This is a genomic window from Elizabethkingia argenteiflava (genome assembly GCF_009904105.1).
GTDB lineage: Bacteria > Bacteroidota > Bacteroidia > Flavobacteriales > Weeksellaceae > Elizabethkingia > Elizabethkingia argenteiflava.
The window spans coordinates 66161-92436 of the sequence record NZ_JAAABJ010000641.1; the positions used below are offsets into that span (position 1 = coordinate 66161).

The 26276-nt window shown below is 35.6% G+C and carries 14 protein-coding genes and 1 pseudogene; 11 read left to right on the forward strand and 4 right to left on the reverse strand.

Going from position 1 to position 26276, the window contains the following annotated elements:
• Positions 1–93: 93 nt before the first annotated feature.
• From GNY06_RS11905 to GNY06_RS11915, 3 genes are all read right to left on the reverse strand, one after another.
• A complete protein-coding gene (locus GNY06_RS11905) occupies positions 94–399 on the reverse strand; it encodes a hypothetical protein (protein WP_176590028.1) in 306 nt (101 codons plus the stop codon).
• 61 nt (positions 400–460) lie between these two features.
• Positions 461–1126: a carbonic anhydrase gene (locus tag GNY06_RS11910; RefSeq protein ID WP_166520274.1), complete on the reverse strand. Its 666-nt coding sequence runs from the start codon at positions 1124–1126 to the stop codon at positions 461–463.
• Between the two features lie 157 nt (positions 1127–1283).
• Complete coding sequence (locus tag GNY06_RS11915; RefSeq protein ID WP_166520275.1) at positions 1284–2594, reverse strand: UDP-glucose dehydrogenase family protein; 1311 nt, start codon at positions 2592–2594, stop codon at positions 1284–1286.
• 319 nt (positions 2595–2913) lie between these two features.
• Between GNY06_RS11915 and rimP the strand changes: the two genes are divergently transcribed.
• The 8 genes and pseudogenes from rimP (at position 2914) to GNY06_RS11955 (ending at position 18506) form a co-directional block, all read left to right on the forward strand.
• On the forward strand, positions 2914–3381 hold the full coding sequence (gene rimP, locus GNY06_RS11920) for a ribosome assembly cofactor RimP (protein ID WP_166520276.1): 468 nt from the start codon (positions 2914–2916) through the stop codon (positions 3379–3381).
• A gap of 30 nt (positions 3382–3411) precedes the next feature.
• Positions 3412–4647, forward strand: coding sequence for a transcription termination factor NusA (gene nusA, locus GNY06_RS11925; protein WP_166520348.1), 1236 nt, complete (start codon positions 3412–3414; stop codon positions 4645–4647).
• Positions 4648–4713: 66 nt separating this feature from the next.
• Positions 4714–7563, forward strand: a complete 2850-nt coding sequence (gene infB, locus GNY06_RS11930; RefSeq protein WP_166520277.1) for a translation initiation factor IF-2 — start codon at positions 4714–4716, stop codon at positions 7561–7563.
• A 373-nt stretch (positions 7564–7936) separates the two neighbouring features.
• Positions 7937–10738 (forward strand): SusC/RagA family TonB-linked outer membrane protein, encoded by a 2802-nt coding sequence (locus GNY06_RS11935; RefSeq protein WP_166520278.1) that lies wholly within the window; start codon positions 7937–7939, stop codon positions 10736–10738.
• Between the two features lie 20 nt (positions 10739–10758).
• Positions 10759–12228, forward strand: coding sequence for a RagB/SusD family nutrient uptake outer membrane protein (locus GNY06_RS11940; protein WP_166520279.1), 1470 nt, complete (start codon positions 10759–10761; stop codon positions 12226–12228).
• 323 nt (positions 12229–12551) lie between these two features.
• Positions 12552–13713 (forward strand): annotated as a pseudogene (locus GNY06_RS15800) (IS256 family transposase).
• 353 nt (positions 13714–14066) lie between these two features.
• Complete coding sequence (locus GNY06_RS11950) at positions 14067–16925, forward strand: SusC/RagA family TonB-linked outer membrane protein (protein WP_166520280.1); 2859 nt, start codon at positions 14067–14069, stop codon at positions 16923–16925.
• 15 nt (positions 16926–16940) lie between these two features.
• A complete protein-coding gene (locus GNY06_RS11955) occupies positions 16941–18506 on the forward strand; it encodes a RagB/SusD family nutrient uptake outer membrane protein (protein ID WP_166520281.1) in 1566 nt (521 codons plus the stop codon).
• A 215-nt stretch (positions 18507–18721) separates the two neighbouring features.
• Here the strand turns inward: GNY06_RS11955 and GNY06_RS11960 are convergent, their stop codons facing one another.
• Positions 18722–19099, reverse strand: coding sequence for a helix-turn-helix domain-containing protein (locus tag GNY06_RS11960; RefSeq protein WP_244614431.1), 378 nt, complete (start codon positions 19097–19099; stop codon positions 18722–18724).
• 538 nt (positions 19100–19637) lie between these two features.
• On the opposite strand from GNY06_RS11960, the gene GNY06_RS11965 reads away from it, so the two are divergent.
• The 3 genes from GNY06_RS11965 (at position 19638) to GNY06_RS11975 (ending at position 26268) form a co-directional block, all read left to right on the forward strand.
• Positions 19638–22499, forward strand: a complete 2862-nt coding sequence (locus tag GNY06_RS11965; protein WP_166520282.1) for a SusC/RagA family TonB-linked outer membrane protein — start codon at positions 19638–19640, stop codon at positions 22497–22499.
• Between the two features lie 10 nt (positions 22500–22509).
• On the forward strand, positions 22510–24060 hold the full coding sequence (locus tag GNY06_RS11970; RefSeq protein WP_166520283.1) for a RagB/SusD family nutrient uptake outer membrane protein: 1551 nt from the start codon (positions 22510–22512) through the stop codon (positions 24058–24060).
• Between the two features lie 279 nt (positions 24061–24339).
• Complete coding sequence (locus GNY06_RS11975) at positions 24340–26268, forward strand: putative porin (RefSeq protein ID WP_166520284.1); 1929 nt, start codon at positions 24340–24342, stop codon at positions 26266–26268.
• The last annotated feature ends 8 nt before the right edge of the window (positions 26269–26276 follow it).

The following is a 26276-nucleotide window of genomic DNA, read 5'->3' on the forward strand; positions in this document are numbered from 1 at the left end:
TATAAATTAAGATGTGCTGTTCAAAAGAACAAAAACAAAATTCAAAGATATCAATCAGTAATTTTGATTGATCGTAAATTGAAAAAGAATCATCTACAGTTTATATAGGGAGCTTAATATTTCTGGGGGAGGGGAAAAAATGAGAAGGAGAGGATCTACCAATTCATCGTCGTTATATCGGATAAACGCTTTGTTGACAATATTCGTGATCCAGTGTACTTTTTGAATTTGCAAAGGTTCGCTATGTAAGAGCTCTTCACTTATTCTTTTGATTTTTACTTCTTCCTCAGAAATGTTTTGAGATATAGTAGGTAAATCCCAATCCATTAGCTTTGCAAGACTGGGCAGAGCTATAAAATTGAGGAGAATCCCTAATATAATAATACTTATATATTTCATTTTCTAAGGCTAGTATTTGATGTTGCAAAGCTACTGCAGTAGCTATTTTCAGAATACTTAATTATTTTTTATGGGACATTACCCAATCAGAATTGGTGAGGTCGTATATTTTCTGAATATCTTTTAGGATGTTTTCAAAATCGATATTTAGATCGATTAGTTTTCCACTTCTTAAATCGAAGACCCAGCCATGTACCAAAGGAAAATGATCTGTAATGTATCTTTCCTGGACACAGGCCATTTTAATCACATTAATACATTGTTCCTGAACATTTAACTCCACGAGGCGGTCGTACTTTCTGTGTTCATCTTCAATCGCATCTAATTCTGCCTGATGTAATCTGTAAACATCCCGAATATTTCTTAACCAAGGGTTTAGTAGCCCTAAATCCTGTGGAGTCATCGCGGCTTTCACGCCACCACAATTGTAGTGTCCGCACACCACAATATGTTTTACTTTTAAGTGTTCTACTGCGTACTGAATCACTGCGGTAGAACTCATGTCTAAAGTGTTAACCACATTAGCGATATTACGGGTTACAAATACTTCGCCAGGTTTTGCACCCATCAGTTCTTCAGCAGTAGCCCGACTATCCGAACATCCAATATAAAGATATTCTGGGGTTTGTGTCGTGGCAAGATTTTTGAAGAACTCCGGGTTATTTGCAATTTTGTCCTCCATCCACTTTCGATTGTTTTCGAAAATTTGATCATAAGAATTTAGCATACATATAAAAAATTAAAAATTTAAGTTTCAAAAATATGCAAAAATTAAAATAAACGATGGATGTCTAAAAAAATTAATATTATTTTAACAATAATGGAATAGAATAAAGATTTATTAAATTAAAAATCAATTATTTAATTTCTTTTTTTATAATATCTCATTCTACGGTATTTCTTCCAATACTTTTGTAGAAGAAACCGTGTTGGGAAGCCAATTGCGTAGAGAACATATTTCGTCCGTCAAATATAGCTTTATGTTTTAGTTTTTTTGCCATTAGATCAAAGTTAGGATTTTTAAACTCTAGCCACTCGGTGCAAATGAGTAAAGCATCCGCTCCTTCCAAAGCGGAGTACATATCTTGTGCATAGCTTATTTTATCTCCTAATATTTTTCTTACATTATTTTCAGCGACACTATCGAAAGCGATGACTGCTGCTCCTTTTTCTAGTAATAAGTGTATATTGTCGAGTGAAGAAGCCTCGCGAATATCATCCGTATTGGCTTTAAATGCTAGACCCCAGATGGCAATTTTTTTACCTTGAAGCTCACCATTAAAATATTGCTCTAGAGCTGGAATGAGTATGGTTTTTTGTTTTTGATTGATCTTTTCGGTAGCCTTTAATATCTCAAAGTTATAATCTTGTTCTTTTCCACTTTTAATAAGAGCTTTAACATCTTTAGGGAAGCAACTCCCTCCGTAACCTATTCCAGGGAATAAAAAACGATGGCCTATCCTGTTGTCAGCCCCCATTCCTAATCTTATTTTATCAATATCGGCGCCTACCTTTTCGCAGAAATTTGCGATTTCATTCATAAAAGTAATTTTTACGGCTAAGAATGAATTCGCAGCATATTTGGTAAGCTCTGAGGATTTTTCATCCATGTAGATAATAGGGATACCAATATTGCTGAAAGGAGCATATAGGCTGGCCATTAAATTTCTTGCTTTTTCCGAACTGGTACCGATTACAACTCTAGAAGGGTTCATGCAATCTTCTACTGCGAAACCTTCACGAAGAAATTCTGGATTTGAGACCACATCAAATTCGACGGAGGTTAGCGCGGCAATAGTTTCTTTCACCTTATCCGCAGTGCCTACCGGAACAGTACTTTTATTAACGATAACTTTATATTGGGTGATCATTTTACCAATGTTTTCCGAGACTTTAAGTATATAGGAAAGATCTGCCGAACCGTCTTCTTCAGGAGGAGTGGGTAGGGCCAAAAAAATAATTTCCGAACATTCTAAGGCTTCACCAAGGTCGGTGGTAAAATGGAGGCGTTCTGCTTGGATATTGCGCAAAAACATTTCTTCTAGATTGGGCTCGTATATCGGAACGGTGCCGTTTTTCATGTCTGCGACTTTTTTTTCATCAATATCTACACAGTATACTGAATTACCTAACTCGGCTAAACACGTCCCTGTAACAAGGCCTACATAACCTGTTCCAACTATCGTAATATTCAATGTTTTTTCTTTAAAGTATAATGGGCAAAAATACTAAATAAACTAATTTGTGTTTTTTATTTTTCCATTTTTATTTTTAGGTTTGTATATGGTATATGATCTTTTATAAAAAATAAAGCATTTTGGTTAAGCACGAAGTGGTTACTGTATTTTTCTTAATAAGGTGATTTTTGCCCCTATTTTGGGATTAAGCAGTTGGTTTTATGGTGGGTATGTTTGTTATTTTTAAAAAAAAAGTCTATATTTGCAGAAGTTTTACGGAATTTAGATGTAAAGGCCTTCGGAAGAAAGCCTTTTTTCGTAAGCATAAAGATAGAATATGGAATTTAGAGAGCGTGTAGAAGATTTGGTCAATCAATATCTAGAAACTAGGCAAGATTTATTTTTAATTGAGCTTAAAATTTCTGTCGATAGCAATATTACAGTGGTGATAGATGGAGATCAGAGTGTAAGTCTTCAAGATTGCTTGGATGTAAGTCGTGCGATTGAGTTTCAACTGGACCGCGAGCAACACGATTTTAGTCTGCAGGTAATGTCTCCGGGACTTTCTGAGCCTTTGAAGTTGCCAAGGCAATTTGCTAAAAATATAGGGCGTGAACTGGAAGTATTGTTACATGATGATACGAAAATCAAAGGTCATTTGAAGTTTGTGGATGATACCTCTCTCACTTTAGAACTAAAATATAGGCGTCCCAAACTCATTGGAAAAGGTAAAGAAGATGTGGTTGAAGACAGAATCATTCCAATAAAAGAGGTGAAAAAAGCCCTAGTGGTGATTAAATTTTGATGGTAAAGAAAAATAAAAAAGATGAGCAACATAAATAATATAGCATTAATCGAGTCCTTTGGGGATTTTAAAGATGAAAAAGGGATCAGTAAAATTGATCTTATGGCTATTATTGAAGATTCTTTAAAGACTCTTTTAAGAAAAAGATATGATTCTGACGATCATTTTGATGTGATCGTTAATCCAGATAAAGGAGATTTCCAGATTTTTCTCAATAAAAAAATTGTAGAGGATGAGATGTCTGAGGATGATGATTTAGAAATTGAAATTTCTGAGGCAAAAAAAATTGATGCTACTTTTGAAGTTGGAGAGGATTTTACTCAGGAAATCCCTGTAGCACAGCTGGGAAGAAGAAATATACTTACACTTAAGCAAATTCTTGCAACCAAGCTACAGGAACATAATAATGCCATGTTGTATGAACAGTTTCGAGATAGAATTGGGGAGATTGCAGTAGGAGAAGTGCATCATATTCGTCATAAACATGTAATTTTGCTAGATGATGAAGGAAATGAGTTTATTTTACCAAAAGAAAATCAAATTCCTTCAGACTTTTTCAGAAAAGGAGATAGTGTGCGTGCCGTAATTGAAAGTGTGGATTTTAAGGGGGTAAAACCTCAAATTGTAGTCTCCAGAACGGCGCCTAAGTTTTTAGAAAAATTATTAGAACTCGAGATTCCAGAAATTCAAGATGGAACCATTATTCTGAAAAAAGTAGTCAGAATACCTGGAGAGAAAGCTAAAATAGCGGTAGATGCGTATGATGATAGAATTGATCCCGTAGGGGCCTGTGTGGGGGTTAAAGGTTCTAGGATTCATGGGGTAGTAAGAGAGCTAAGAAATGAAAATATTGACGTTATCCAATGGTCGAAAAATCCGGAAATTCTGGTAAAAAGAGCTTTAGGAAATGTAAATATTCAAAAGACCGATATGAATGAGGAGCAAGCTCACGTTCTGGTGTATGCTCCTGCCGAGGATATCTCCAAGATTATCGGTAAACAAGGACAGAATATCCGTCTTGCATCTTGGTTAACCGGTTATAATATAGACGTATACAGAGATAAGGAGGAAGGTGACGATGTTGAGTTGGTAGAATTTGCTGACGAAATCGAAGAATGGATTATTAATGAGTTTAAAAAAGTAGGTCTTGAGACCGCAAGAAGCGTATTAGATAAAGAAACAGATGCGCTTGTGGGGATGACAGACCTTGAAGAAGAAACCATTGAAGAAGTAAAACAAATCTTAAGAGAAGAATTAGAGGACTAATCCGAATCTTAATCCCAATTTTATAATAACGACGAATTTTAAAATTCAAAAGAACGAATATTTTTTATGCCAAAAATTAGATTGAATAAAGCGGTAAAGGAACTTAACATCTCTATCCCCAGAGCTGTAGAATATCTGCAGTCCAAAGGAATTGAAGTGGAAAGTAATCCCAACGCTCTATTAGAAAGCGAGGCATTTTCTGCATTGGAAGCTGAGTTCCGCAAAGATGGTGAACAGAAGAAAGCTTCCCATGAGGTCGTCATCTCTAAGGTTCCAGAGGAAAAGCTGGAAATCGAAGAAGAAGAGGTTAGGCCTGAGGTGATAAGAGCCAAAGCAGCACCCCAGGTGGGCGCAAAAATTTTAGGGAAAATTGATTTAGGAGAAATCGATAAGCCCAAAACTTCCGAAGAAGTAGTGACTCCACCAGTTCCTGAAGTGAAAACCGACAGGGAGGAGCCCATTTCTGAAAAGCCAGAGGTCATTCCACCTCAGGAGCAGGAATTTAAAGTTTTAGGTAAAATAGATTTATCTCAGATTAAATCGGATAGGCCTAAGCATTCTGATAAAAAAAACAAAAAAGCAGAAGCTGTAAAAAAAGAAACCCCTAAGGTGCATAAGGAAAAACACATCGTAAAACCACCTATTGAGAAAGTACGCGAAAGCAAACCTGTTGAGCCTTTGGTACCCCAAGAGCCTCAAAAAATTGAAACAGTTTATCAAAAACTCGATGGGCCTAAGATTCTAAAAGAAAAAGTAGACTTATCTCAGTTTCAGCAAAAACCTAAAAAAGAAAATACTACGGATAGCTCTTTTAAAAAGAAGAGAAAACGAATTACCAAAGAAGGAGGAGGCAATCAGGCTCAGAATAATAACCAAGGTGGAAACACTAATAATAACAGCGATAGAAAACCTTTTAATAGAGGGAACCAGCAGGGTGGAAATAACCGAGGTGGAGCTAAGAAAGGCGGTCATAACAATAATAGGCGAGATAAGGTTATGCCTGTTGAGTTGACGGACGAGCAAGTTAAAAATCAGATTAAAGAAACTTTAGAAAAGCTTACCAATAAAGGAGGAAAATCTAAAGGTGCGAAGCATAGAAGAGAAAAAAGATCCTTCAGAAAAGAGCGCGATGAACTTCAGCAGGAGTTAGAAGCACAAGACAGAACGCTTAAAGTTACCGAATTTATTACTGTAAGCGAATTGGCAAGCCTTATGAATGTGAGCCCTACCGAAGTGATTTCTGCTTGTTTTTCTTTAGGAGTAATGGTAACCATGAACCAGCGTTTAGAGGCTGATACACTTACCTTAGTAGCCGATGAATTTGGGTATAAAATAGAGTTCTCTGATGCAGATATAGATGATGCCTCTTTAGAAGAAGAAGTCGATGCAGAGGAAGACTTGAAAAAACGTGCACCTATCGTTACTGTAATGGGGCATGTGGATCACGGGAAAACATCTCTCTTGGATTATATTCGTAAAGCCAATGTAATTGCAGGAGAATCAGGTGGTATTACCCAGCATATTGGTGCTTATAATGTGAAGATTGAGAGTGGTGAAAAAATTACATTCTTAGATACGCCAGGACACGAGGCTTTTACAGCCATGCGTGCACGCGGAGCCCAGGTTACTGATATTGCTATTATTGTAATTGCTGCTGATGATGATGTGATGCCACAAACCAAAGAGGCTATTGCTCATGCCCAAGCCGCAGGCGTACCCATGATTATAGCTATTAATAAAGTAGATAAGCCAAATGCGAATCCTGATAGAATTCGGGAACAGTTATCGGGCATGAATATTTTAGTCGAAGAATGGGGAGGAAATGTTCAGTCTCAAGAAATCTCTGCTAAGTTTGGGAATAATGTGGATTTACTGTTAGAAAAAGTATTAATTCAGGCCGAGTTATTAGACTTAAAATCGAATCCGCATAAGAATTCTTCAGGGGTAGTGATTGAAGCTGCTTTAGATAAAGGAAGGGGCTATGTAGCTACTATGTTGGTGCAAAATGGTACACTTAAAGTCGGAGACTATGTATTGGCCGGGAAAAATCATGGTAAAGTAAAAGCGATGTTGGATGAAAGAGGAAAACCGATGAAAGAAGCCGGACCTTCTATACCTACGACGATTCTCGGTTTGGATGGAGCTCCTGCAGCAGGCGATAAGTTTAGGATTTTTGAAGATGAAAGAGAAGCCAAAAGCATTGCTACTAAGCGTGAGCAGCTTCAGCGAGAACAAACCATTAGAACTAAAAAACATCTGACTCTCGACGAGATTGGGCGTCGTATAGCCTTGGGAGACTTTAAGGAATTGAATATTATCCTAAAAGGTGATGTTGATGGCTCTGTAGAGGCACTTTCTGATATGTTACAAAGGCTATCTACTGAAGAGATACATATCAGTATACTCCACAAGGGGGTAGGGCAGATTACAGAATCGGATGTGTTATTAGCTTCTGCCTCAGATGCGATTATCATTGGCTTTAATGTTAGAGCAGGCAGCAATGCTAAGGACTTAGCAGACAAGGAAGAGATTGAAATCAGAACCTATTCTGTTATTTACGATGCGATTGATGAGGTTAAAGAAGCCATGGAAGGGATGTTGTCTCCGGAAATTAAAGAACAGGTGATTGGAAATGTGGAGATTCGAGAGACCTTTAAAATCTCTAAAGTCGGAACTATTGCCGGATGTATGGTTTTGAGTGGAAAAATAACCAGAAACTCTAAGATTCGATTAATTCGAGAGGGAATCGTCCAGTATACCGGAGAGCTGGAGAGCTTAAAACGCTTTAAAGATGATGTAAAAGAAGTAACCAAAGGCTATGAATGCGGATTGAATATTAAAGGCTATAACGATATCGAAATTGGCGATGTGTTAGAAGTTTACGAAGAAATATCTGTAAAGAAAAAGCTAAAATAAATCAGCTGGATTGCTCTGCAGCAACAGGTAAATTAAAGGGACTGTATTTCTTAAATACAGTCCCTTTTTATATAATCAATAGAGATACAGATTATTGTGTTCTAAAAAATCATGTGATCTTGATATCTCCATAACATGGCTTATTCGTATGTGTAAATTGTGTCGTTTTGAAAGGAATGCTATGTTTATATTAAAAAAAATTTTAGATGCCTTTATTTATTTGGGGAATAAATTTGCTTTTTTTCGGGGGTTTAGGCAATAAAAAGTCTTTAAAAGGTATTTATTCATAAGTATTTTCACGCAATCAAAATAATTTTGCATATGTTAATGTTTTTTAACACATTTGTTTGTTTAAATATTAAAAGATGTTAATATGGATTTGAAAATTAAGGTTTTGAGTGCAGGCGTCTTGTTCTTTTTAGGGCAAATTATGTTTGCACAAAAGATACAGCGTGATACAGCGACTTCGACTAAAAACATTGAAGAGGTAGTGGTAACCGGTTATCAAAAGAAAAAGCAGGCAACAGTCTCTCAGGCTATTTCTGTAGTGAGTGGTGATCAGCTTAAGCAGAATGCCCCTACAACATCTATAGGGAACGCAGTGCAAGGAAAGGCTGCCGGTGTTTTTGTCCAAAGTTATACCGGTCAACCCGGATCTACAGCTACCATTCTTGTTAGAGGTGTGGGTGGAGTAGGAGGATCTTCGGAGCCTGCTTATATTGTTAATGGAATGTATATGACGGCTAGACAGTTTAGTGCTATAAATCCTGCGGATGTAGAGTCTATATCAATTCTTAAAGATGCTGCAGCAACATCTATTTATGGGGCTCGGGGATCAAATGGCGTGGTGGTGGTTACCACAAAGAGTGGGGCAAATATGAAAACTGTATTCTTTGTGGAATCAAAATACGGTTATTCTGAAAAATTAAAGGACAATAATTTTAGTATGATGAATGCGAATGAATTATTGAATTTTCAGAATAAGCTTGGTTTTTTAGGTTTTCAGCAACGTTCAAAGCAAGAGATAGATAGGTTGGCTTTATATAATCATAATTGGCAAAACACTCTTTTGAGGAATTCTGCAGTTCAGTCCTTTCTATTGACAGCCCAGGGAGGATCTAATAAAAATACTTTTTATTATTCCTTAGGATATGATAGTGATACTGGGATATTGAAAGATGTTAAGGGTATTGACCGATATACGGGGACATTCAACTTTTCTAATCAATTAACAAAAAAGCTTAAAGTTGGGGTAAACTTAGGGTTTCAGTTTCAGGAGACTAATAATTTTCTAGATCGATTTAATTCCCAAAATCCATTTGCAGCTATGTATATGTACGCACCATTTGAACCTGTTTATAATTCCGATGGATCATATAATCAGACAATGTCTGCAGGATCAAATGTTGTGGAGCAAATTAGAACATATACCATGAATGAGAAAAGATTTAGATTGCCTGCAACGGTGTATGGAGAGTATAAAATATTCGATGATCTTAAGTTTAAAACCACATTTAACGGATTGTATGATTGGTACTATGCTAAAAACAAAATATCTAAAGGATCTACATTAGATCTTGTGCTTTATGGGAAACCAACGGGTAGCCTTAGTACGAATTCTTTTTATACCTTTAATTACACCTTTAATAACAGCTTAAATTATCATAAAAATATAGGGGAACATACAATCGATGTATTAGCATTTACAGAATTTAACAGAAACTTTGTGGAAACCTTAAATGCTAGTGCTATAGGTTTTAAATCTCCCAATTTGGATGTACCAGATAATACGCTCCCTTCTGACAGAAGTAGATATACCGGAAAAAAAACAATATCCTCACTGATGAGTTATGCAGGAATTTTAAACTATGATTATGCTAAAAAATATATTGTTTCTGGGTCTATAAGAAGAGATGGCTCTTCAAAATTTGGAGAAAACAATAAATATGGAACATTTTGGTCTGTGAGTGGTGCTTGGAATATTGCTCAAGAGGAGTTTTTTAAAACAGATTTATTCAATGATCTGAAGTTAAGGGTATCGTATGGTACTACGGGTAATGACGCGAATATTATTGAATACGTTAATGTCTCCAATGTTTCATATGGTATTTATGGAACATATCCTACCCTTTATCCTTTTAGAGATACAAACAATAATAACATACAAGGTAATACGAATGTAAAATGGGAAACCAATAAAATTACGGGTTTAGGAGTTGATTTTAGTCTTATGCGAAGAAGACTTCGCGGAGCCGTAGAAGTTTATCAGAATAAGAGAAAAGATTTTATTCAACTTCTTCCATTCTCCGATGATGAAGGAGGCTATTCAGCCTATACGAATGCGGGTAATATAACTCAAAAAGGCTTAGAAGTTCAAGTTTCAGCGGATATCATTAAAACAAAGGATTTAAGTTGGGCATTGAGAGCCAACAGTTCATGGCAAAAAAGTAGATTGGATAAATTAGCTGATGGAGAAAGAGAGCGGTATTTAGGTTACACTAATTTAGCAGTAGGGGAAGCTCCATATACATTTTACAATGTTCGTTTTGCAGGTGTCAATCCTGAAACCGGAGCGGCACAATATTATACGAAAAGTGGAGAGATAACAACTACCTATAATCCAGCGGATGCGGTGCTATTAAAAGGTAAAACTCCTTTTCCTAAGGCATTTGGAGGATTTGGTACTTCTTTTAAGTACAAAGGATTTGATTTAGATGCGGATTTTGTATTTAAACTTGGAGGCTATACTTACAATAATATGTGGCAGATGGCAGTAGACCCAGATTTTGCAGTTAGAGGATGGAATGTCGCAAAAGAAGCTGCCAATTTTTGGCAAGCCCCCGGAGATAATGGAGTTTTTCAAAGAATTAATAACGGAGGTGGAGGGATAAAAGATTCCGATCAATTTATAGAAAAAAATGATTATTTAAGATTTAGAACCTTAACTTTAGGCTATACTTTTGATAAATCTTTTCTAGGAGAAGGAGCTCCTGTTAATAAGATGAGGGTGTATATTCAAGGGCAAAATCTAGTCACATGGACGAAGTTTCATGGAGAACCCGAGGTGTCTCTAGGGTCGGCTGATGCACCGATGCTTTTCGTTCCGGGAGCGTATAATTTATATACATATCCTATGACGAAAACAGTATTGATGGGAATACAGTTAGACTTTTAATAATTTAAATTTCGTATAAAATGAAAAAACATATCATAAAGTTGAGTTTGTTTGTTGTTTTGGGAGCATTAGTTTTGAATTCATGTGAGAGGGAGTTGGATCAGATTTCTTCGTCTTCAGAGGAAAACTCTATTGCAATGAATAGACCAGAATCATTTAGAGCTGCCGTGGATGGAGCTTATTCAGCATTTAAGGATGAGGGCTATTATAAAGGTGATAAAAAAGGGGGTGGGCAAATAATTATGGCGGATATAATTTCCGATAATGCCGTAATGAATATGAATGGAAGAGGATCAAATAAAGCCGCTTCTAATTTTGAGTTTGACGCGGATAATGATCAAGTAACATCTCTATTCATAGCAGCTTATCACGTAATTTCAAGAGCGAATTTTGTGCTTAAATATATTAATAATGGAGTATTAACGGGAGCGGCTAAAAAAAATATTGAGGCAGAAGCAAGAGGAATTCGCGCAATCGCACATTTTGATATCGTTAGGACTTACTGCAAAATTCCTACTCAGTCATCGGATGCCAACAAATCAATTGGAATAGGATATAAAGAAATCTTTAATCCAGATAATAAATCCGGAACCAGAGACTTAAGTGTAGAACAAGTATATGATAAGATTATAGCAGATTTATTATTTGCGGCCAATAATATAACGCAGAATGACACAGATAAATCGAGATTGAGTAAATCGGCTATTTATGGAATTCTTTCACGAGTATATTTATATAAAGGGGACTACGAAAATACTATAAAATATGGGCAATTATCCTTGGGAATATCTCCGAGTATTACTTCTATAGATAATTTTAAAAGTGTTTGGAAAACGACCTCAAGTACTAGTTTTGATGGTGTTTTATTTCAAATTGCAAACTCACCATCGGAAGGAGTGACTGTTGGTTTTGCATATAATCAATTGCTTAAAGATGGATATAGAAGTGAATATGTAGTAGATTATGATTTTTTTAATTCTTATTCGGATAAAGATATTAGAAAAAAAGTATATTATACGACAAGTGATTACCTCGGGAACACCTATAATCATATTACCAAATGGGCCTCAGTAGGGGGGAGCTTAGGAGTAGTGCCTATTAAATACATTCGATCTGCTGAAGTATTATTAAATGTTGCAGAGGCCTCTTATAGAAAGGGTAAATTCTCTATTGCCCTCACCTTATTAAATGAATTGAGAACTCAGAGGTATGAAGGTTATACTCCTGGTAATGAATCCGGCACATCTTTGTTGGAGGCTATTTTACAAGAGAGAAGATTTGAGTTAGCTTTTGAAAATGATAGATGGTATACCCTGAAAAGGCTAGGATTAAGTGTAAATAGATCGGGCAAAGGATTTTATGCTAATGGTAAAGGAGAAGCTTCTGCACGACAAAATCTGGAGGTAGGCAATTATAAATGGCAGTGGCCAATCTCAAATTCTACTATTCAGAAAAGTAATCAAAAGATTAAACAAAATCCGGGTTACTAGATGTCGTTAATATAATACCTTATCTTAGCAGTTATTTTGTATATGCTGATGGCTGATAGTCAAGGCGCTTAAGAATAACTGTGTAAATAAAAATTAAGGTGGGCTTAGAAGCCCACCTTAATTTTTTGTATCATTTGATAAACCCAGTTTTTATGATAAAAGATTTTTAAAAAGTATTGTCCCACCAACTGTGTGATTTAAAAAAAATATTCTGGAAAATTTTGATTTCTTAGAGCTGAAAAAAAAATCACGAAAATAACTTTTGATTAACTTTAAGCATTACATCGTTATGATGGAGAAATAGGATTTCTTAAACAACAAAGATTTTTACAAATCCTTTTAAAAATGAAGAAGCATTAACGTTCTTCTTCAAGTAATTACACAAACGAACTGTAGAACATATGCTTGATGCAGACTTAGACTCTCATCTGGATCATGAAAAACATCAGAAATCTACCACTCGAAATTACTGCAACGGACATGGAAGTAAGAAAATAAAGTCATCGTTTGGAGAGTCTGAAATTAAAATTACAAGGGATGGTGAAGGAAATTTTGCGCCTGCATTAGTAAACAAAAGACACAATATTATTGATGATTTGGAAAACATCATCATCTCATTCTATACCAAAGCAATCAGCGTAAGTGATATTGAAGAACGGATCCGTGAAATGTATGATTTAGAAGTCTCTACATCTACTATATCACGTGTTACCAATGCTTTATCAAGTGAAGGGGAGGGTTGGCAGAACCGTCCTCTTGAAGATTTATATCTGATTGTCTGGATGTATGGAATTGTTTTCAAGGTAAAACTCCAAAGTCATTAATAAGCCCATTTATCTGGCTGTTGGACTCAATCGTGATGGCAGAAAGGAAGTATTAGGTATGTGGCTTGGAAAAAGTGAAAGTTCAGCCTTCTGGATGGGTGTTTTCACAGATTTAAAAGCTCGAGATGTGGAAGATATTCTCATCACCACTACCTATCATTTAAATAGATTTACCCAAACCGTTGGTGGTGTTTTCCGCAAATCTCAAACCCAAATTCGTGTTGTCCATCAGATTAGAAATGCTTGCAAATACGTCGTATGGAAGCAGAAAAGAATGCTCCGCCGATATGAAGCATATTTACACCGCCGCTACAAAAAAAAGCTGCTCAAGCTGCTTTGGATAATTTTTAAGCAAAATGGGAAAGCAAATATCCTATACGCCACCATCATGGAAAAACAATTGGGACGAATTAACCGTCTTTTTGAGTTTCCCATTCAAATTAGAAAAAATAATTTAAACAGCCAATTTAATTGAGAATCTGAATGGAAAAATCAGAAAATATACCAAAAATAAAATGTCTTCCGCTACAGTGATGCCATTTTGAAATCTGTTTATTTGGCATTAAAAGAAACCACTAAGAAATCGGCAATGCCAATCCAAAATTGGGGATTAATTTTAAACCAACTTATCCTTATTTTTGATAAAAGGCTCAGGTTATAAAAATCCAAGCCTAACTTTTTAACTTGCACACTTAATGGGATAGTGTCTTATTTAACTTATTTTAATGTATATATGTCATGAATATTAGAATTTTACTTTAGGATTGATTATAACATTTATAGATGATAAAAGTCTTAGGTTTGGGCGAAGCGAGCTTTTATTATTTTTTTGTAGATACAATTATTTTAAGGGCTATTTTTTTAGTTAAATGTGTAGTTTTTGTGAAGTATTTATCAATATATATATGTTTCAGTTATTTTGAATTTATTTGATTCTTAGAGTCTAAAAAAAAATTTTGCACATATTAATATTTTTTAACACATTTGCCTGTTTAAATATAAAAAAATGTTAATATGAATGTGAATATTAGGGTTTTGGGTGCTGGGGTTTTGTTCTTTTTAGGACAAAATGCAGTAGCACAAAAAACAAAGAGGGATACTACGGTCTCGACAAAAAATATTGAAGAGGTAGTAGTATTAGGATATAGTAAAACGGCTACTAAAGCAAAATCCACTGCATCATCTACAACTGTTTCGGCTGAAGCATTGGAGAATAGACCTAATGCATCTTTTTTGAATTCATTGCAAGGTCAAGCTCCTGGAATCAGCATCAATTCTTCATCGGGAACGCCTGGTTCTGGAAAAATAAGTGTTATGGTAAGGGGACTATCTTCTTTAAATGCATCTTCTGATCCTCTATATGTTATAGATGGTTTAGCCACCAGTGCAACTCAATTCAGAAATTTGAACACAAATGATATTGAGACGATTTCGGTTCTCAGGGATGCTGCTGCTACTTCTGTATATGGTAACAGAGGAGCGAATGGCGTAGTAGTCATTACCACTAAAACTGGTAAATTTAATGCGGGCTTAGTGATAAGTTATGACGCTACTACTGGTGTAGCTACGTTGCCCGCTCAGAAATATCATTTATCAAATGCTACGCAATACTTAAAAATAAAGCAATTATCTGGTGTTAAAATTACGGATAGGGAAATTGAAAATAATGCGATAAACACAGATTGGAAAAAGGTTTTTTTTAGATCGGCTCTCACACAGCAACATAATCTAGGACTTAGAATTGGAGGTAAAAATGTTTCGGTATATTCTTCTATCGGTTATTTAGAACAAGAAGGTATGGTGCGAACCACAGACTTTAAGCGTTTTACTTTTAGAAATAATATTAATGGGAGGTCTAATAATGGTAAACTTACTTATAATACACAAATTGCATTAGGTTATTCTAGAAGAAACGAACTTGAGCAAGAAACCCAAGAATCGCTGAATTCCAATATTGTACAAAATCCTTTGCATGGTTATTTATTGGGAGATCCCACTCTTCCTAAGGCTCGGTTTTCGAGTGGACAAGATATGTTTAATCAAATAGGGTCAAATACGAATGAAAATAGATTCGTTTGGTTGCTGGAAGATTATGTAAGATCAGGTAATTTTCCCTCTTATACCGATGAAAATAGTATTTTAGCCAATACGGCGATTAAATATAAAATAAACGATGACTTTTCCATAGGCAATAAATTAGGATTTGATTATAAACAATCCGATCTAATATTTGCTCAGGCGCCGTGGTCTTATTTAGCTATTGATGAGCGGCAAAAATTGAATATTCAATTTACCGGGTCAGAATTAATGACAGATACCAAAGATTTTACTTTTAACAATGTTTTAAATGCTACTTTCCAGAAGAGTTTTGCCGATCATAGTGTAGAATTAGGCGGGTATTTTGAATATATTAAAGCTCATTATTTATTCAAAAGCCAAGAGCAAACAGGATTAAACCCAAACAATTGGCGACCAGGATCAGGTACAGGATATGTTCCTTTTAATCCTGAAAATCAAAACCAATATATTCCGAAAATTGAAGCACAAAAAATTAACGCAGGATCTCTTGCATACTTTCTAACAGCGGATTATGATTATAGTGGTAAATATGGTTTTAGTGGAGTAGTAAGGAGAGATGGTACCTATAGATTTACAAAAGCTAACAAGTGGGGAACGTTTTGGTCACTAGCTGGTAGATGGAATGTTGATAAGGAATTCTTTATGGCAGATTCTACTTTTGATATGCTAAAACTAAGAGCTTCTTATGGAACACAAGGAAATCAGAATTTAATACCACCGATCAATAATTTGAACCCAATGTTCTCAGCAATTCATTTAGGTACAGACTTAAATGATTTTGGTAAAGGTTACTTGAATATGCCAAGTTATTACTTTGCGCAGTTAGGCAATCCAAATCTTCATTGGGAAAAATTAGCGCAATTCAATGTGGGGGTAGATTTCAGATTACTGAACAGAACACTGGAGGGAACATTTGATTATTATGTCAAGAGTACAGATGATATGTTTAATAAGTTGAGGCTTTCGGCCATCACCGGACAATATGAAATTGATGCAAATAATGGAAAACTTAAAAATATGGGGTTGGAACTGATGCTAAGATATTATATCTTAAACCATCAGGATTATAAATTATCGGTATTTGCAAATGCGGCATATAATAAAAACAAGATCGTAGAATTAGAGGAAGGGGATCAACTATTATCGGGTAACACTATTGTTAATTCAGTAGGGAATCTGGCTTATCAATGGAATTTGTATCGTTATGCTGGTGTTAATAAGAAAACCGGAGAAATGCAATTTTATGCCAAGGATGGAAGTATTACAGAAGCACCTACAGACCAAGACAGATTTAAGACTGGAAAAAGTTATTATCCTAAATATCAAGGGGGCTTTGGCGTAAATGCCAGCTATAAAGGTTTTTATTTGGATGCTTTATTTTCTTGGCAAGCCAAATCTTGGCAGATGGATAATACTTTATCTTGGTTATACGATGCGAGTGCCATAGGGATTACTAATCTTTCTTCGGATATGTTAGGGTCTTGGACTCCCAATAATATGAATGCTTCTATGCCCTCTTTAAAAGCTAAAAATTCAGGAATGGATACAGATTCTGATCGTTATCTTTACAGTACGGCATTTGTGAAATTAAAATCCTTGACCTTAGGCTATACGGTACCGAAAACACTGCTAAAGGATACAGCTGTAAGATCTCTAAAAATTTTCTTACAAGGCGAAAATTTAACCACATGGACTAAATGGCGAGGTTTTGACCCCGAAGGAATTGGGGAATATAGCTTAAGTATTTATCCTAATCCAAGAACCGTCTCAGTGGGTATAAATGTAGAACTTTAAAATAGAAAATTAGAAATGAAGATCAATATATATAAAATAGTATTTGGACTCGCAAGTTTAGCTTTTGGAGTCAGTAGTATGATTTCTTGTCGTGATGCCATTGATATTGTACAGCCTGGTGAAATGACAGATGAAAATACTTTTAGAGATATTTCAGATTTAAATTTTTATTTAAATGGAATATATAATACTGTAGATCCTAGAAATGAAATTTATATCTCAGCGGTATTATCTGATGAATTGAAACCAGGTAAATCCAGTGGAGGACAAGAATTTAAACAACATCGATTTTTCTTTGATAGCTCAGACGATTTTTCTGCCGATACTTGGCTGGCATATCAAAAGGTTATTAATAGGGTAAATAGAATGTTAGAGGTTGCTAAAAAGATCAATCCGAGTAAAGATCAGGTAAAGTACAATCAAATTATAGGGCAAGCTAGAGCGCTTAGAGCGTTTGCATATCTACAGTTGGAAACCTATTATTCCGAGGATATGAAAAATGATAATGCGCTTGGTGTCATTTTATTTAAACAAGTTCCTTCAATGTATGAAAAGTTGCCACGAAGTAAGAATATCGATATATATGCCTTAATGGAAGAGGATTTAAATTTTGCATATGTAAATGTTCAAGATAAAGGTGTAAATCAATATTATATTGATAAATCAGTGGTAAATGCAATCAGGGCTAGATTTTATCTTTATAGAGGGAAGTATGATTTAGCTCAAAAATATGCAGAAGAAGTCGTTAAAACTTCTGGTTTAACATTGACAAAAGCTACACCTATTAGCCTTGTTATGGATAACAAGATCCTCTCAATAGGGAGTAAACCATGGCAAACGGCTTTCTATGCTAACAATTCTTTTAATCCCTATCGGCAAATGTGGGGAGATATTAACCGGGGGGAGGTGATTTTCTCGTTAGCAAGACCTGTATATTCAACTAAAACAAGTATTAATGAATTATTTAATACCAATGCATCTGATATCACGGGATCTCCCATGTGGTTCTGGGGGAGAAACTTATATAATATTTTTGTTAACCTTCCTGGAGATATTCGTAAATATGCTTATGTAGATCCAACCTCTATTCCAAAAGAGGGTTATACCAAGCTGCAAAATACGAGAGAAGATCAATTGGTTATAGATAAATACCCAGGTAAATCCAATGCGGCTATAAAAAATGATTTTAAAATTTTCAGATTGTCGGAAATGTATTTTATTTTGGCAGAAGCTGCTATAGAACAAGGAGATTTAATCAAAGCTGCACAATACATTAAAGAGGTCAGAGATGCCAGAAATTATAAAGGCGCTGTTGCTAGGCCTAGCTATTCTAACAAAAAAGAGGCGCTCCAAGATCTATTATTGGAGAGAAGGGTAGAATTAGCATTGGAGGGACACCGTTACATTGATCTTAAAAGGTTGGGAAATGCTGCTGGGGTTACTATGGATAGGAATCCTACAGATGATATTGTAGAGGTGGGTAATTTACCAAATGCTAGTTATAAGTATACTTTCCCGATTCCCAATAAAGAAATTCAGGGAAATAAAAATTTGGTACAAAATAAAGGTTACTCGAGATAAACTCTGTTCCTGTTTTAATGTAGCAAAAAAGAGGTTGTCTTTTGGCAACCTCTTTTTTTGAAAATTCATTATACGATAGATTTTATTATCTAGCAACCAGAGGTCCCTAAATCGATTTACCAAAGCTAATCGATTGTGAATAGGTTTATCCTTACTATCTTTCACTCTCAATTTCGGGAGATACAATAGAGGTATAGGATGTTTATAAGTAGGGCTTATTTTTTTAACCTCTCTCTTAGAAAGAGAATTTCATCTTTCAGCTCTTCAATTCTGGACTCATAGGATAAAACCAGTTTTTCCAGCATTTCTTTATTTTCTTTGTATATATTCTCCTGATGGCCGATCACATTATCTGTATTTTGTTGGTTATAGATATTCTGTGGTGTGCCATCTAAAAAATGATAGGGCGGTTTTTTTAAAATGGAGGCAATAGCCAATAATCTCTCTACCGTCAGTTTACTTTCATTTTTTTCCAGATTGGTATAAGCTGCCTGGCTAATCCCTAGTTCGTGGGCCATATTTTCGTGTGAATAGCCATACTCTTTGCGGGCTTCTTTTATACGTTCTAAAATTTTTTCTACAGGGTCCATCATGTTATTATAAATATTTGTAAAACTAATAATTTATACGATAAAACTAATAAAAAATATATAAAACTAATTGTAATTACTCGGGAATCAATTTAAATTAGTGCTGTCAAATGTGAGGAATTATTTAGATTATACGAGAGACTTATGTATTTTATAATGTAAAATATGTCAAAAACTACAAATTTAGTATCAAATCAATAAAATAAAACGTTTAGAGGACGATCGCTATCCAGGGTTTCTATTAATCGAGAAACCTTATTGTTGAGGCTGGCACAAAATACTAGAGTAGAGTCATATGATTGACCCTAAGACGTATTATAAAGAGGTTATACTGTTCCCATATAAATAAAGAGGTACAGGCTCTAGCTGCAAATGTAATCATATTGATCAGGAATCCCAAAAGTGTTGATGTCTTTAATATAGGAAGATAAATAGGAAGGCAACAAAATATGCCTTCTGATATAATAGACCTATAATCGCTTCAAAAATCTATAGCCGGTTTTATTATTTATCTGCGATTCAATTTGAAAATCCATCACATATGAAAATAAAATTAACACTGTTCAGTATGGGGGTATTATTTTTTATAAATCAGCATACCCTCGCCCAAAAAAGAAAAAAAGACACCACCTCTACAAAAGATATTGAAGAAGTCGTGGTCTTAGGTTATAATAAGCGGCTTACCAAGCCCAAGGATGCGTCTGCCAATACAGTCGTCATTGCGGAAAAACTTGAAGGCCGGCCTAATATATCCTTTTTAAACACCTTACAGGGTTCAGCGCCAGGCTTAACCATCTCCTCGAACTCCGGATCTCCTGGGTCTGCCAAGATAGATGTCTTGATCAGAGGTATAGCTTCCATCAATGCCAATACCGAACCTTTAATCGTTCTAGATGGTGTTCCCACCAATGCCAATCAATTTAGAAATCTTAATACCGAGGATATAGAATCTATTTCTGTTTTGAGAGATGCTGCAGCTACATCGATTTACGGAAATAGGGGAGCCAATGGCGTATTATTGATTAACACCAAATCAGGAAAATATAATAAATCATTAAGTATGCATTACAGTGCGATGACGGGAATAAATACTTTGCCAAAGCATAGGTACAATCTCGCTAATGCTTCACAATTTCTGACCTTGCAGAAAAGATTAGGGATAAATCCTGCACTTTCTATGTCTGATGAAGAAATTGCAAATTATCCTGTTAATACCGATTGGCGAAAGGTGTTTTTCAAGCAAGATATCATCAAGCAGCATAACTTACAGATTTCTGCAGGGGGGAAGAATTTAAATGGTTTTGCTTCTTTAGGCTATTTAGAACAAGGGGGAATGGTTCCCAATACCGATTTTAAAAGAATGAGCCTTCGGACCAATCTCAATGCAAAGTCTGATGATAATAAATGGATGTTTTCTACCCAGGCAGCCATTGCATTTTCTCGGAGGAACCAATTAAATGAGGAAACAAACAGTGGATTAAGTAACAACTCTCTTCAAAATCCATTGCTCGGATCTGTCACCGGATTACCTTATCTAAAATCAGGGCAATATAAAACTGGGCAGGAGTTATGGGATGCTATAGGTGGAGATTCCGGGAAAGGAAATTTTATTTACATTCTGGAAGACAATGCAAGAAGAGCTTATCACAGTATGTTTAATCGCTATGATGATGTCAATACCTTTGTAAATGCAAATGTTAATTATAAACTGACAGAGGAGCTTAGCCTCGGAAATACTACTGGGGCAGATTACAAAGTGGTCAATAGATGGACAGGCAGAGCACCTTGGGGCTATCTGGCCTTAGTTGTGGCCAAGAATACAAACACAGAATATGGAGGCTCGGAGACTCAGCAAAATGAAAGAGAATTAAATCTGAATTCGGTGACCAAACTTCTTTTAAATAAAAAATGGGGTGATCATAGCTTAGATGCCGGAGTGTATTTAGAATATATAAAGGTACATTATTTTGCCTCCACCCAAACGCAAAATGGCTTGGATCCCAAAACGTGGGCTTTAGGAGCAGGCACGGGTTATATTCCTTATAGTGCCAGTGACCCCAATAAGTATGTACCTCAGGTTTATTCTCGTAAAATTGATGCAGGAGCACTTTCTTATTTTGGATCCATAGATTATGATTATAGAGGCAAGTATGGATTGGGAGGTGTGATCAGGAGAGATGGTAGCTATCGTTTTACCAAACAAAATAGATGGGGTACTTTTTGGGCGGTTTCTGGGCGGTGGAATGTCGATAAAGAAGCCTTTATGGAAAATGTAGGTTTTGATATGTTGAAACTTAGGCTCTCCTACGGAACCCAAGGAAATCAGAATATTATAGATCCTGATGCGGGGAGTAATGCCTTGTTGCTAGGAGCCAAGATTGTATATGATCTGAATGCTATAACAAACGGCTATGACAATCAAGTAGGATTGAAAGTAGATAATATAGGCAATCCCAATTTGGTATGGGAGAAAATATCGCAATTCAATATAGGTTTAGATTTCAGATTTCTTAGGAAACGCTTAAACGGAAATATAGATTTTTATCGAAAGAAAACCACCGAGTTGTATAATGATTTGAGATCCTCCGCCATTACTGGTTTTTATTCCTATAGGGGTAATTTTGGAAATCTTATGAATACAGGTATAGAAGTGTCGTTAAACTATGATCTACTCAAACAAAAAGAAGCACAGCTCTCTATTTTTGCCAATGCTGCGTGGAATAAAAATAAACTGCTAAAGATCGAAATTCCAATTAGAAGAGGGGCCTTGTTAATGGAAGAAGGAGGTCCTCTGTATCAATGGAATTTGGTCCCTTGGTTGGGGGTAAATCCCGAAAATGGAAAAGGGCAATATTTGGCGTCCGACGGTAGTATCACCGAGACACCCAAGGAAAAAGACAGAATAAAGAAAGGCAGAAATTTTTTTCCTAATTATAATGGAGGATTTGGTTTTAACGCATCTTACAAAGGCTTTTTTTGGGATACCCTGTTTACCTTTCAAGCTGATTTTTATAGAAGTGATAACCAACTGTCCTGGGCGTACAATCCTTCTTATGCATCTAATGGAAAAAATGTATCTGCGGATTTATTAAACGCGTGGACTCCCCAAAATCGCTATACCTCTATTCCCGATCTCAAAGCAGCTGATTATTCAGCCATGAGCGACAGGCTTTTATTTGATGCATCGTTTATAAGGTTAAAGTCCATTACTTTGGGCTATCATGTTCCCAAAAAACTTTTGCAGGAGGGGTTTGTTAAATCCTTAAAAGTATTTATTCAAGGAGAAAATCTGGCGATATGGACCAAGTGGAGAGGTTTTGATCCAGAGGGTTTAGGTACTTTTCCACTGGGGGTTTATCCCAACCCAAAAACGGTTTCAATAGGTGTAAATATTGACTTTTAATATACGATACATGAAAAATATATATATAAATAAATTAATAGCAGGCGTTCTTCTCTATATTGCATTTTCTTGTCAGGATGCTATAAATATCTCGCAGGATGGCATCTTGGATAATAAAGCAAGCTTTAAAACAATCCAAGATTTAAAGCAATTTTTGCTAGGAGATATCTACAAGATAATTGATGTCTCAGATCCTATAGCCTTTACTTCGCTGTTTACAGATGAGGTAGGACAAGGCCCTTCCAATAGTCAACTGTACCAAGATATTCACCAGTTTTACCTAGACACTAACAATAGTTTTGCTTCTTCTATTTGGTTGGATAACTATAAGATAATTAATAGAGTAAATCGCTTATTAGAAGCTTCCATATTAGTGAAGGCCACCAATAGTACTGAGATAAAAGCTAAAAATCAAATATTGGCAGAAGCAAGAGCTGCAAGAGCTTTTGCATATCTAATTTTGGAAACCTATTACTCACCTGATATGAAAGATAACAATGCTTTAGGGGTGATGATACTTGATCATGTACCTGCCAATGATGAAAAGTTACCGAGAAGCAAGAATGCTGAAGTCTTTGCCGTAATAGATGCAGATATAGCTTTTGCAGAAGAGCATTTAGCGAATTCAAACAATTATTTTTTCTTTAATCAAAATTTTGTAAAAGCCTTTAAAGCAAGATATTATTTATATAGAGGAAAATATGCTGAAGCCAAAAAATATGCTCAAAAGTTGATCCTTGAATCCAATTTGGTATTGACACCATCTCGTCCCATTCCTTCCGGTGATATAGGGTCCCCAAAATGGCATACTGAGTTGAATGCTTACTCTTCGACTAATCCTTATATAAAAATGTGGAATGATAGTGGGCAGGGCGAAATTATTTTTGCCCTAAGCAGACCGGGTTCGGGATCTTGGCCCAATATAGCCAGTGTTTATGTTACCAATGCTACCAATGTAAAAGGAGCGGTTAACTATGATATGGGGCGAAATTTATTTAATCAGATCAATGCCAATCCCCATGATATTAGAAGATGGGCTTTCGTGGATCCCTCTTCCCTCTTTGATCCTCAATATGAAACCAACCCGAATTATAAAAATTCAGATGTTATCGTGATAGATAAATATCCCGGTAAATATACAGGAACACAGCCTTTACGAAACGATGAGAAAGTATTTAGGCTTTCCGAAATGTATTTTATTCTAGCAGAATGTGCGATTCATGATCAGCAATTATCTTTGGCTGCACAGTATATTCATAAGGTAAGACAGGCCAGACAAATATCAGGAAATATCCTAGTACCTAAGTACGCAAATCAAACCCAAGCTTGGGCAGATGTACTAAAAGAAAGAAGAATAGAGCTCGCTTTTGAAGGGCATAGGTATATTGATATTAAAAGAATAGGTCCGCTGGCCCATAAGAGTATAGAGCGTCATCCTACAGATGATTTTGATAAAAAGGCGGTCTTAACGCTTTCTAATACAGATTATCGATTTACTTTACCCATTCCATTGAACGAGCTTAATAAAAATACAGAACTGATACAGAATAAAGGTTACTGAATTGCGTGAAGCATTTTTTTGCGTTTGTGTGTTTTAGGATTCTGCAGGGCTGCCTTAGTTTCTAAGGCAGCTTTTTATAGTATTAAAGAGAGGGGATATTTGGTAAAAATCAATTTATTGATAGAAAAGTCCATTTATCGAAACAATACCGTATTATACCCATGGGGAGTAGCTTGCTTCCTCGTATAAATTTCTGGCTTATTTGTTTAAAATAAGTCCCATTAGATCTCCAAAAAAGTTTCTGAAATTTTCTCTACTTTTGTAGCTCATTCCAAAGAGATGAGGTATATTTTTTTATGGCTAATATGGCTGTCAGGAACTATTTCTGCACAGGTGATTAACAAAACGGATAATAATAGAATTACTGGAGATTCGGTAATTATAGATAATGGTAGAAAAGATTCGATAAAAATCTTTAAACCCTCTATTCAAGATTACAAATTCCGAACAGAAGGAGGCGCAGATAAAATATTTGATATCGCTCTTACGCCAGATAAAACCTTTATATTTTCTCAGTTCAATAATAAAGATAATTTTGGTAAAGTTCAGTTTCCAAATTCTGGGCAGCCGTTTAATCCTTTAATGTTTGAACTTATGCCTCAGCAAAATCTAGCGGTTCTACCTACGGGCAAGGCTTTTAATATGCTTAGAGTGGCTGATATAAGGTATTATGATGTAAAAACACCTACCACTACTTTCATCTATCACAATGCACCAGGGAACGGTAGTGTATTAAGTTCTTCCTATACTCAGAATGTGGGAAAGAATTTTAATTTTTCCATTAACTATATGGGTTTGCGAGCTAAGGGATTGTATCAACGTAATCTCTCCGTTAATAATAATTTTAACTTCTCCAGTCATTATCAAAATCAGAGTGGGCGCTATGAGTTTTTTACCCACTATCTGAATCAGAATGTGAATAATGAAGAAAATGGAGGTATAAAGTTGTTGGATCAGTTTTTAGGAGGAGACTCTCGTTTTGAAAATCGCCAAAATGTGGAGATCAACCTTAGCAGCAGCGAAAGTTTTTTTAATTACAGGCGATACTATTGGAGTCATAGTTACGGACTCTTTAAAATTGATGGAGCCTATCCTCTGAAACTCAAACATACTTTTATAAATGAGGGGAATAAATACTATTATGTACAAAATGGGTCTGAAAATTTTTATAACCCCTATGCGCCAGAGGTAATAAAAGATTTTACACCCTCCTCTAAAAAATACTCTAAGAAATTTACCAATATAATAGGATTGGTTTTTAACAAACCCGCCTTTAAACTGGATGCAGGCCTTAAATATCAGAAAATCACCTTGGGGACCAATGGAATTTTATTACAGAATGAGGTTTCTCCTTTAGAGTGGAAAGAAAATAGACTCGGAATAGAGGGAAACTTACAGATAAAACTATGGAATAAATTTAATCTCGATTCCCATGCTGAATATACCACAGGGAATAAATTTGGAAATTTTATTCAAATAAACAATGATATTAGATTTGCCACTAAAGAAAACTTCGCTGTAGAGGGGAAGCTTAACTTTCAATCAGCAGCACCTTCTTTTAATTTTCTCTTGAACGGATCCATATATAAAAATTTTAATTATGCTCCGGATTTTAAACATCAGAGTATATTGGAAGCAGGGGGTCTTATAAAACTCAAGTGGTTAGATGCCTCTGGTTTTATTAACTATTTTAATATCAATAACAATACCTATCTCAACGCGCAGCGCAAAGTAGAGCAGCTAAGTTCATCCATTAATATCACCCAGATAGGGGGGGGGGCTACGCTAAGCTATAAAAAGTTTCATTTACATGGAAAAGTTTTGTTCCAGTCCGCCATCAACAATAAGGAGGTCTTTCCGATGCCTCATTTTATAGGTCGAGCCAATCTATATTTTCAGTCTCACGCTTTTAAAGATGCCGCGGAAATTCAAACTGGAATCAAGGCCTATTATTTTGATAAATTCCGATCTCGGGAATTTTTTCCAGTATTAAATGAATTTGCATTAGCTGGTAACTCTTCGCATGCTATAGGAGGTTATCCTATTATGGAGATGTATTTTAATATGAAGGTAAAAAGTATGATGTTGTTTATTGAAGGTCAGCATATTAATACAGCTATCGGGCATAATAAAAGTTTTGCGGCTCCCTATTATCCGGTGGCAGATTTTAGGCTCAACTTGGGGATAGTTTGGTATATTTTTTCATAAATTTGAAG

Excerpts from the sequence above, each read along its gene's own strand:
- GNY06_RS11970 (WP_166520283.1), top strand. The coding sequence starts at position 22,510 with ATGAAAAATATATATATAAATAAATTAATAGCAGGCGTTCTTCTCTAT.
- GNY06_RS11960 (WP_244614431.1), bottom strand. The coding sequence starts at position 19,099 with ATGATGGACCCTGTAGAAAAAATTTTAGAACGTATAAAAGAAGCCCGC.
- GNY06_RS11950 (WP_166520280.1), top strand. The coding sequence starts at position 14,067 with ATGAATGTGAATATTAGGGTTTTGGGTGCTGGGGTTTTGTTCTTTTTA.
- GNY06_RS11965 (WP_166520282.1), top strand. The coding sequence starts at position 19,638 with ATGAAAATAAAATTAACACTGTTCAGTATGGGGGTATTATTTTTTATA.
- GNY06_RS11940 (WP_166520279.1), top strand. The coding sequence starts at position 10,759 with ATGAAAAAACATATCATAAAGTTGAGTTTGTTTGTTGTTTTGGGAGCA.
- GNY06_RS11935 (WP_166520278.1), top strand. The coding sequence starts at position 7,937 with ATGGATTTGAAAATTAAGGTTTTGAGTGCAGGCGTCTTGTTCTTTTTA.
- GNY06_RS11905 (WP_176590028.1), bottom strand. The coding sequence starts at position 399 with ATGAAATATATAAGTATTATTATATTAGGGATTCTCCTCAATTTTATA.
- rimP (WP_166520276.1), top strand. The coding sequence starts at position 2,914 with ATGGAATTTAGAGAGCGTGTAGAAGATTTGGTCAATCAATATCTAGAA.
- GNY06_RS11975 (WP_166520284.1), top strand. The coding sequence starts at position 24,340 with ATGAGGTATATTTTTTTATGGCTAATATGGCTGTCAGGAACTATTTCT.
- infB (WP_166520277.1), top strand. The coding sequence starts at position 4,714 with ATGCCAAAAATTAGATTGAATAAAGCGGTAAAGGAACTTAACATCTCT.
- GNY06_RS11910 (WP_166520274.1), bottom strand. The coding sequence starts at position 1,126 with ATGCTAAATTCTTATGATCAAATTTTCGAAAACAATCGAAAGTGGATG.
- GNY06_RS11955 (WP_166520281.1), top strand. The coding sequence starts at position 16,941 with ATGAAGATCAATATATATAAAATAGTATTTGGACTCGCAAGTTTAGCT.